General features: G+C 45.6%; 9 protein-coding genes. 4 read left to right on the top strand and 5 right to left on the bottom strand.

Features of this window, described 5'->3' with window-relative positions; genetic code table 11:
- Positions 1 to 72 precede the first annotated feature (72 nt).
- The gene (locus ACQCV8_RS16400) at positions 73 to 1251 is read left to right on the top strand and encodes a NupC/NupG family nucleoside CNT transporter (protein ID WP_426846219.1); all 1179 of its coding nucleotides are present in this window, start codon (positions 73 to 75) and stop codon (positions 1249 to 1251) included.
- Positions 1252 to 1473: 222 nt separating this feature from the next.
- Here ACQCV8_RS16400 and ACQCV8_RS16405 read toward each other — a convergent pair whose 3' ends face one another.
- Positions 1474 to 2238, bottom strand: a complete 765-nt coding sequence (locus tag ACQCV8_RS16405) for a MerR family transcriptional regulator (RefSeq protein ID WP_426846221.1) — start codon at positions 2236 to 2238, stop codon at positions 1474 to 1476.
- A gap of 206 nt (positions 2239 to 2444) precedes the next feature.
- Between ACQCV8_RS16405 and ACQCV8_RS16410 the strand changes: the two genes are divergently transcribed.
- Complete coding sequence (locus ACQCV8_RS16410) at positions 2445 to 3380, top strand: AraC family transcriptional regulator (RefSeq protein WP_426846223.1); 936 nt, start codon at positions 2445 to 2447, stop codon at positions 3378 to 3380.
- A gap of 17 nt (positions 3381 to 3397) precedes the next feature.
- On the top strand, positions 3398 to 3787 hold the full coding sequence (locus ACQCV8_RS16415) for a DUF1761 domain-containing protein (RefSeq protein WP_426846225.1): 390 nt from the start codon (positions 3398 to 3400) through the stop codon (positions 3785 to 3787).
- A gap of 33 nt (positions 3788 to 3820) precedes the next feature.
- Here ACQCV8_RS16415 and ACQCV8_RS16420 read toward each other — a convergent pair whose 3' ends face one another.
- The 3 genes from ACQCV8_RS16420 to ACQCV8_RS16430 form a co-directional block, all read right to left on the bottom strand.
- Entirely contained in the window at positions 3821 to 4828 is a 1008-nt protein-coding gene (locus ACQCV8_RS16420; protein ID WP_426846227.1) for a FecCD family ABC transporter permease, read from the bottom strand.
- On the bottom strand, positions 4825 to 5832 hold the full coding sequence (locus ACQCV8_RS16425) for a FecCD family ABC transporter permease (RefSeq protein ID WP_426846229.1): 1008 nt from the start codon (positions 5830 to 5832) through the stop codon (positions 4825 to 4827). The genes ACQCV8_RS16420 and ACQCV8_RS16425 overlap by 4 nt, the downstream gene beginning before the upstream one ends.
- A gap of 186 nt (positions 5833 to 6018) precedes the next feature.
- Positions 6019 to 6801, bottom strand: coding sequence for an ABC transporter ATP-binding protein (locus ACQCV8_RS16430; RefSeq protein ID WP_426846231.1), 783 nt, complete (start codon positions 6799 to 6801; stop codon positions 6019 to 6021).
- Positions 6802 to 6990: 189 nt separating this feature from the next.
- On the opposite strand from ACQCV8_RS16430, the gene ACQCV8_RS16435 reads away from it, so the two are divergent.
- Complete coding sequence (locus ACQCV8_RS16435; RefSeq protein WP_426846233.1) at positions 6991 to 8040, top strand: NAD(P)/FAD-dependent oxidoreductase; 1050 nt, start codon at positions 6991 to 6993, stop codon at positions 8038 to 8040.
- Positions 8041 to 8047: 7 nt separating this feature from the next.
- Here the strand turns inward: ACQCV8_RS16435 and ACQCV8_RS16440 are convergent, their stop codons facing one another.
- Entirely contained in the window at positions 8048 to 8692 is a 645-nt protein-coding gene (locus tag ACQCV8_RS16440) for a hypothetical protein (RefSeq protein WP_426846235.1), read from the bottom strand.
- Between the last annotated feature and the right edge of the window lie 202 nt (positions 8693 to 8894).

The following is an 8894-nucleotide window of genomic DNA, read 5'->3' on the forward strand; positions in this document are numbered from 1 at the left end:
GATAAGTACATGCAGCAATTGCTTATACGGTCCCTTGTCATCATTCGTTTACTACATAAGGAGGTTTCAGCATTGAATATCATCATTCCGCTACTAGGGATTGCGGTCGTTCTGCTGCTGGCGTATTTAGTCAGCAACAATAAAAAACAAATTAAGTATAAACCGATCATCATCATGCTTGTACTTCAAATAATCTTAACCTTCATCCTCTTAAATACAGGCATTGGTTTGTTTATCATTGAAGGAATTTCTGCCTTATTCACGAAACTGTTAGAGTATGCCGCAAGTGGAATCAACTTTGTTTTTGGCGGAATCGCAAACGCAGAAGAAATGCCTTTTTTCCTGAATGTCCTGCTTCCGATCGTATTTATCTCCGCTTTAATCGGAATTGCCCAGCACATTAAACTTCTTCCGCTTATCATCAAATACCTTGGATTGGTCCTGAGCAAAATAAACGGTATGGGCAAACTTGAGTCTTATAATGCAGTTGCCTCAGCTATTTTCGGTCAATCTGAAGTATTTATATCCGTTAAGAAACAGCTCGGATACCTGCCGGATCACCGGTTGTACACATTATGCACATCAGCTATGTCAACGGTCTCGGCCTCTATCCTTGGAGCATATATGACAATGATCGATCCGAAGTTTGTCATTGTAGCTTTGGTGCTTAACCTTTTCGGCGGATTTATTATCGTAAATCTTATCAACCCGTACGAGGTTACAGATGAAGAGGACTTCGTCCAGGTTCAAGAGGGGGAAAAGCAGACCTTTTTCGAAATGCTTGGCGAATACATCATGGACGGATTCAAAGTAGCGATTATCGTTGGAGCTATGCTGATTGGATTTGTTGCTCTTATTGCAGCGATTAATGACCTGTTCAGCATTATTTTCGGTATCACGTTCCAAACGATGCTTGGTTATGTATTTGCTCCATTTGCCTTCATGATTGGAGTACCTGCAGCAGAAGTTGTACAAGCCGGTACAATAATGGCAACCAAGCTCGTCTCCAATGAGTTTGTCGCCATGCTGGATCTGTCGAAAATGACAGAGCTTTCCGAACGGACGACAGCGATCATATCCGTTTTCCTCGTTTCCTTTGCAAACTTCTCCTCCATCGGTATTATCACCGGTGCCGTAAAAGGATTGCACGAACAAAAAGGAAACGTCGTGGCCCGCTTCGGAATGAAACTGCTATACGGAGCTACCTTGGTCAGTTTCTTATCAGCAGCAATTGTCGGTTTGCTTATTTAAAATAGCCGCGCGGCTTTTGATGCCGCGCGGCCTTTTTATTCGTCTTCTATAAGGGTTTCAGCAAGAATGGCATGGCCCCTCTGCACCTTGTTTGCCTGGCAAGATTGCCTGAGCGCTGGGTGACTAAACTAATCTGCCGGCTATTTTTTGGCCTCGCTTCGGCGCTGTTTAACAGGACTTAAAGGTACAGAGGCCTAAGGCCCCGTATTGTTTCATGTCAAATTACTTTTTCCGGCCGGTATAGACATAAATAGCATCTCTCAAAAATTCAGCGAGTCCGGGCTGCTGCTCATCATAATACGCTTTAAACCGTTCGTCTTCTGCATACATGTCCCCCAGTCCCGCATGTGCCTCTTTGCTGTACTCTGCCCAGTAGTGATTGAGCCATTGCTTGTGGAGGCGGACTGTATTTTGCGCTTCAGCGCTAGCAGGATCACCTGTTTTGTAGGCTTCAGCTAATGCCGTTTTCACTTTCTGTTCAAGCAGGGTTACTTCCTCGTACTGCTCTTTGGACATGTTTTTCAATTTTTCATTTGACCGCCTAATGGCATCCTCTCCGTATTTACTGCGAATTTCCTTTCCATACTTTTCCTCATTTTCGTCTATCTGCTTTTGTTTAAAGCCTTCGAACTTTTCGTGATCTGACATGGTTATTCTCCCTTCGTCCGCTGCGATTGTCTTTTCCACATTGGAAATGAGCAAATCGAGCTGCTTCCGTTTTTCCAGGAGTTTTTCACGATGTTCTATAAGGGCTTTGGCTCCGCTGAAGGAAGGGTCAGCCAGTATTGCCTGAATTTGTTCGAGACTGATGCCCAGTTCACGGTAGAAAAGAATCTGCTGCAGCCGATCTACTTCTGCAGCCCCATAAATTCTGTACCCCGACGAGTTCATTCTAGCCGGCTTTAGAATGCGGATCTCATCGTAATATCGCAAGGTTCTGGCTGTAACTCCCGAAATCTTCGCAAGCTTCTGCACAGTATATTCCATCTGTGTTCACCTCCTGATAAGTTCAGATTACACCTTGACGCAGCGTGAAGGTCAATGGCTTTATACATTTTACATTTCAGCCATATTTTAGATGCCGGCATGCTTCATAAGCAGTGGAAGCAGCTTTGAATCAGATTAAAAAAGAGTAGAGTTTATGTTCACGTACCTCCATAATGGATATGAATTCTTAAAGGAAGGGAACCGAAATGAACATCCGACATGATCAGCAGAAGCATTTAGAACGAGTCATCGATTATATAGAAGATAATATCCAGGAGGCTCTCCCGCTGGAAAAGCTTGCAGCCGTCTCCACGTATTCGGCCTTCCATTTTCAGAGGCTGTTTAAGAGGATGACAGGCGAAACCCCTGCCACCTATGTAAAGCGGCTTCGTCTGGAGGATGCTGCCCATTTGCTTATTTATGAGCCAGACCTTCCTGTAACTCATGTGGCACATCAGTGCGGATTTTCATCATTATCTTATTTTACCTCTTCTTTCAGGGAAGCATTTGAAAGCAGTCCGAAAGAATGGCGTGAAGGATCTTATTTGGCACGCTTTCCGCGTGAGTATAAAGATAGCAAGAAATCGAAACTTTTCAGCAAGAATAGAGAAGCAATATGGACCCCTCACCACTATAATCAGTTTAGGTGGCTTGACTTAAGCAAGGTTCAGATCATTCATCTCCCTTCCTGCAAAACTGAAAAAAGACATCATATGGGTTCTTACATCAGCGGAATTCCCCAGACTTGGGGGGAACTCTATCACTGGGCTAACGCGAGAGACCTTATACATCAAGATGCGCTGATGCTTGGTTATCCGAAGAATAACCCTTACATTACCCCGCCAGAGAAGAGCCGGTACGAATGTCATATAGAGCTAGAAAGCAGGACCGCAGAGGGTGTGAACCTGTCCTCATTTCATGGAGGGAAGCATGTGCTGTATGAATTTGATGAGCCGGTACCATACAGCGATCGGGGAATGCTGATTGAGTGTTATTCTGAACTATACAGCTTCTGGCTTCCCGGGAGCGGGTTCAAATACTTAGGAAAACCTGTTGAACTGGTTCAGGTGAGACCTCTGCCAGGAACCCTCAAGCTTGATTGCAGGATCAAAGCCATCGCACTTGCTATTGAACCTAAATAGAATAGGAGGAAAAATATATGGGAATTGACTGGACACAGATGAATGTTTGGGCGATTTTAGCCGGCGGTGCACTATACATGTTCTATGGAGCCATTTATTATTCTATTTTACTAAAAAATAAAGGTGAATTTGCCGCTAATGAAAGCAAAGGGCCGGGCAAATATGCCGCCTCAGCTGCAATCGCGTTCATCAGTTCACTTTTAATTGGAATTCTTGTCGTTTCGGCCGGTGCCGAAACATGGATTTCTGGAGCCGCTGCAGGTTTCATAGTAGGGCTGATCATCACTCTCGTTTACTTGAAAAATTCTTTGTTCGGCTTACTGAGCAGAAGAGCTCTTTTCATCGCGGCCGGTGACCATCTCATTATTTTCACCCTGCTTGGAGCAGTCCACGGAATTTGGTCATGAAAGAGCCGTACTCGTCTTGAGTACGGCTCCTTGTTATTTTTTCATAAGCAAATACATAAAGTACGGGGCTCCAATGATGGCTGCCACGATTCCTGCCGGTACCCCCTCTGGTTCGATTACATTCCGGCCTATTGTATCAGCCAGCAGCAGGAGCCAGCCGCCTAAAAGAATCGCAGCAGGCATGAACAATTGGTGTCTTGGGCCGAGTATTGCTTTTGCGATGTGCGGGGCGAGCAGACCTATAAAAGCAATTCCTCCTGTCACAGAAACGGCAGAAGCTGCAAGTGCTACAGCTGCAAGCAGCAGAACAACCCGTTCCTTCTCAAGTGAAATCCCAAGTCCGATTGCCGTTTGGGCGTTAAGCCCGAGGATGTTAAGCCTGTTGGCTTTATATAAAGAAAATGGGATTAGAATCACCAGCCATGGAAGAAGAGCCCACACGAAGGGCCAATCTGTCCCCCAAATACTGCCCGCAAGCCATTTTGAGATAAAATCGACTTTCTCCCTCTCTGCAGACGAGATGAGGACAATCATCAATCCTGACAGGGCGGCAGAGAAACCAACTCCGACGAGTACCAGTCTTACCGGCTGGAGGCCCTCCTGTTTGCTGAACGAGAAAAGATAAATCAGGCAGGCAGTAAGCATGGCTCCCATAAATGCAACAAACGGAAGCAAATAGATAAACGTACCAGGGTCTATTGGAGAAAACAAAAAGAAAATGGCGATTGCAGCACCGGCACCCGAATTGATTCCGATAATACCTGGTTCAGCTAAATCGTTTTTCGTAACGCCTTGTAAGATCACGCCTGAAAGAGCCAAAGCCATACCGGCAAGCAAGGTGATCACGATTCTCGGAAGACGGATCGAGAAAAGGATAAACTCTTCTTTAAACGTCCCTTGACCGAGCAGGACCGGGACAAAACGATCCAAAGAAATGGAGGAGTATCCTAACCCCATTCCTGTAAATACAGTTAAGAAAATACATACAGCCAGCCCAATCAGCACAAGCTTCTGTTTTTTGAGAAGGGATGAAGGAATCACGTAAAAGCTCTCCCTCCTTTATGAACAATATATAAAAAGAATGGCAATCCGAGTATAGAAATGACGGCCGCAACAGGAGTCTCATATGGGGCATTGATTAAGCGGGCCGCTGTATCAGCCAGCAGCATGAATGCGGCCCCTCCAATTGCAGACATTGGAAGGATATAGCGGTAATCCGTACCGACAATCCATCTGACGATATGAGGGACCATTAATCCTGCAAAGGCCATATTTCCAGCCAGCGCCACAGCGGCACCTGTAAGAATGATAATCACGATAAACAAAATCGCTTTTATTTGACCGGTCCGCTGCCCTAAGCCTACCGCAACCTCTTCACTTAAACTGAGAATCGTCAGCTGCTTCGACAGGAGGATCGCGATCAGGATGCCGACGGTTATGCTTGGAATTACAAGCTGAAGCTGTGTCCATGTTGTTCCGGCCATCCCGCCTGCGGTCCACATTGAAACATCCTTTGATAGTTTAAAATAAATGGAAAGCCCTTCCGCTATAGCGAATAGAAAGGCCGATACCGCTGCTCCGGCCAGTACAATCCGAAACGGTGAAAAACCTCCTTTTTGAGAGGCACCTATCGCCATAACCATCATTGCACCTGCTGCTGCTCCGGCAAAACAGGCGCCCATAATAACAAAATAATTGGCTCCAGGAATGAACGCCAATGTCAAGGCCAGGGCTGCATTGGCTCCTGCTGTCAGACCGAGCAGACCCGGGTCTGCGAGAGGGTTGCGTGTCATACCCTGCATGATCGCACCTGCTGCAGACAAACCGGCTCCGACAAAGATGGCTGCCAGTTCACGGGGAAATCGGATTTCCCTAAGAATCGAAAGCTTGCCGCCGGATTCATCTGTAAACAGAGCCTTCCATACATCGGAAAATGTCGTTTCTGCCGCCCCGGAGACCATAGCATAAATAAACACAAAAGCAAAAACAGCCAAAGCAATCAGCAGTTTATAAAAATATGGAAATTTTCGTTCTTTCTCTCTCATTTCTGCTCATCTTTTCTGCTCAAATTTTGGGTGTGCTTTCAAGAATCCTTTTATAGAATTACAGCTAATCGTCGAGAGGGGCAGATAACCAGAACTCTTTCGCTTTCACTTCAGGAACCTGGCGAAAAAGCGGCGCCGTCTTCCCGCTGCTTCCGCCGGAATTTTTTCATCGGATCCTTAACCTGCTTATATTAAATTATAGGTTAAGCACATTGGCTTGTTTGTTCTCGGATCGCGCCCTACCTCTGCATCGATCTGAAACACTTTCTTTAGAATATCAGGATGGATGACTTCTTCACATTCCCCGCATTTTACAATTTCCCCGTCTTTTAAGGCAATCATGTAATCGGCAAACCGGGCTGCCTGGTTCAAATCGTGAAGGACCATAACAATTGTTCTTCCCTGCTCTGCATTCAGTTTTTGCAGCAGCTCCAGGACTTCAAGCTGATGAGCCATATCCAAATAAGTTGTTGGTTCATCGAGGAAGATGATGTCTGTTTCCTGGGCAAGAGCCATGGCAATCCATACCCGCTGACGCTGTCCGCCTGATAAAGCATCTGCCGGCCTGTATTTGAAATCCTTTGTTCCGGTAACTTCAAGCGCCCAGTCTATGACTTCCAAATCCCTTTTTGACAGCCTTCCGAACCCTTTCTGATAAGGAAACCGGCCATAAGAAACAAGCTCACCCACAGTAAGCCCGCTTGCGCTTTCCTGTGTTTGAGGCAGAATCGCCATCTTCCTTGCCAAAACCTTCGTCTGTTCCTGGGAAATGTTTCCTCCATCTAATATTACAGCACCAGATTGCTGGGTTATTACACGCGTGATGGTTTTTAAAAGGGTAGATTTCCCGCAGCCGTTTGGACCGATAATCGCTGTGATTTTTTTGTCCGGGATTTCTACACTGAGATTGTTTACGATCATTCGTTCACCATAGCTGATTTGTAAGCTATCTGTGTAAAGGCGAACCATATGGAAACCCCCGTTTTCTATAGCAAAATAGGCAAATGACATTGATAATGATTATCAATGTCGCATCTTTTCTCATTTTCATCTATTTTTATAACACTGTCAATCATTAATTTGTTGTCAAGCACCGTTATTACAGGTATATTTGAGTGAGAATGATAATCAATCACATTGAATCGGGGGAAGGTACTCATGGGTGAGCTGTTTGACGTTACCATTATTGGAGGAGGGCCGGCGGGTCTTTACTCTGCTTTTTATAGCGGTTTAAGAGAAATGAAGACTAAGATTATTGAGTTCCAGCCGGAATTAGGCGGGAAAATCCATGTATACCCCGAAAAGATGATTTGGGATGTAGGAGGTCTTACACCGCTCCCAGGCGCTAAACTAATGAACCAGCTCATCGAACAAGGGCTGACGTTTAATCCTGAAGTTGTTCTGAATGAGAAAATTGAAGCTGTTGCAAAAAGGGAAGATGGGGTTTTTGTTCTGCGTGCTGCTTCAGGCAGGATGCATTATTCAAAAACGGTGATTGCGGCGGTAGGAAGCGGCATACTAAAGCCTCAGAAGCTGGCCATTGACGGCGCTGAAAAATTCGAGGTTACCAATCTGCATTACACGGTGAAATCGTTAGAGCAGTTTAAAGGCAAGACGGTGATCATCTCAGGCGGAGGAAACTCAGCCATCGATTGGGCAAATGAATTGGAGCCCATTGCCAAGAAGGTATATTTGGCGTACCGTAAAGAAGCTTTGGCCGGGCATGAAGCCCAAGCCTCCCAAGTCATGAACAGCTTGGTCGAATGCCTGCCTCATACCGCTATCACAAAACTAATCGCAGAGCGGAGCCACGAAAAAATTGACAGTGTTGAACTAAGCCATCAGGAATCAGGGAACGTTTACTCTCTGTCTATCGATGAAGTGATTGTCAGTCACGGGTATGAGCAGGATGCCGAACTTCTCCAAAACAGCAGCCTGGATCTTGCAATCGCTGACAGCTTTTATCTTTCAGGCAACGCTTCAAGTGAGACGTCTGTTCCCGGTTTCTATGCGGCTGGTGATATTCTTAAGCACGATGGAAAACTCCATTTAATTGCAGGGGCCTTTCAGGATGCGGCCAATGCTGTGAACAAGGCAAAGCAGTTTGTCCAGCCAGACGCACAGCAGCACGCTATGGTTTCATCCCACAATGAAAGATTCAAAGAAAAAAACAGGAAGCTAGTGCAGAGAATGCTGATGCAGGGATAAACCATTTTCAAAATCGGCTTTTGATTGCTTCTGCAGGAGGAACGGGTGAAACAGATAAATCAGGTACCCCCTTTTGCTTGAGCAGACCGGTTATTTTATTCAGATGCCCCTCGTCTTCAACAACAGCGAATCGCTCACCGCTGTAGTGGTTTTTTAAACGGACCGTCAGCTTGAAGGCTCCATTGATACGTGAATCCAGCCCATATAGCGCGTGAGGACGATCGATTTCTTCTGCACTAAACCCTTTTACTTTACGGTAAGCATAATATCGGCCATTTAAAATCATTCCTTCCGGCAACATATACAAGTTCCCGGGGTGCTTAACAAGATGAATAATTGAGATAAAAGCGTACACGATATTTAAAACATAGTATTCAGGAGAATCTGCCGTCAATATGAGCCAAACGACTCCAAACATACACAGCGCAAGAACGGCGGTTCCCCACTTCACCATCTGATAGGACTTCGATTGCTTCGTAATCGGCTTCATCTCTTTCCAGTCTGCAGGGATCAGCAATGTGTCGAATTCATCCTTTGAAACCGGGTACAAGGCTTTCTCTGCAAGATCAGCTGCAAGCTTGACATGAAGTCTGTGGCGAATGAGCCAGTACATGGCTGCGGCAAAGATTAAAATAAACATAATTTTCAGCAATTTGCATCCTCCTCGATGTCTTGTACCCTTTTATACGGTTTACCCCCTACTTACGTTTCTTTTTTTATCAGGCTCTTTGAGACTCCCACGGCTAAAGCCGCAAGCCCTACACCTTACGGTGTGACGGGTGGGATTCTTGAATGACTAAACGTTCGCAGTCCATTTCTGTTTTGAACAGCCTTCAAGACAGGGGCATCTCATT

It is taken from the genome of Metabacillus sp. 84 (assembly GCF_050107715.1).
Lineage (GTDB): Bacteria > Bacillota > Bacilli > Bacillales > Bacillaceae > Metabacillus_B.

Excerpts from the sequence above, each read along its gene's own strand:
- ACQCV8_RS16415 (WP_426846225.1), top strand. The coding sequence starts at position 3,398 with ATGGGAATTGACTGGACACAGATGAATGTTTGGGCGATTTTAGCCGGC.
- ACQCV8_RS16425 (WP_426846229.1), bottom strand. The coding sequence starts at position 5,832 with ATGAGAGAGAAAGAACGAAAATTTCCATATTTTTATAAACTGCTGATT.
- ACQCV8_RS16435 (WP_426846233.1), top strand. The coding sequence starts at position 6,991 with ATGGGTGAGCTGTTTGACGTTACCATTATTGGAGGAGGGCCGGCGGGT.
- ACQCV8_RS16405 (WP_426846221.1), bottom strand. The coding sequence starts at position 2,238 with ATGGAATATACTGTGCAGAAGCTTGCGAAGATTTCGGGAGTTACAGCC.
- ACQCV8_RS16430 (WP_426846231.1), bottom strand. The coding sequence starts at position 6,801 with ATGGTTCGCCTTTACACAGATAGCTTACAAATCAGCTATGGTGAACGA.
- ACQCV8_RS16410 (WP_426846223.1), top strand. The coding sequence starts at position 2,445 with ATGAACATCCGACATGATCAGCAGAAGCATTTAGAACGAGTCATCGAT.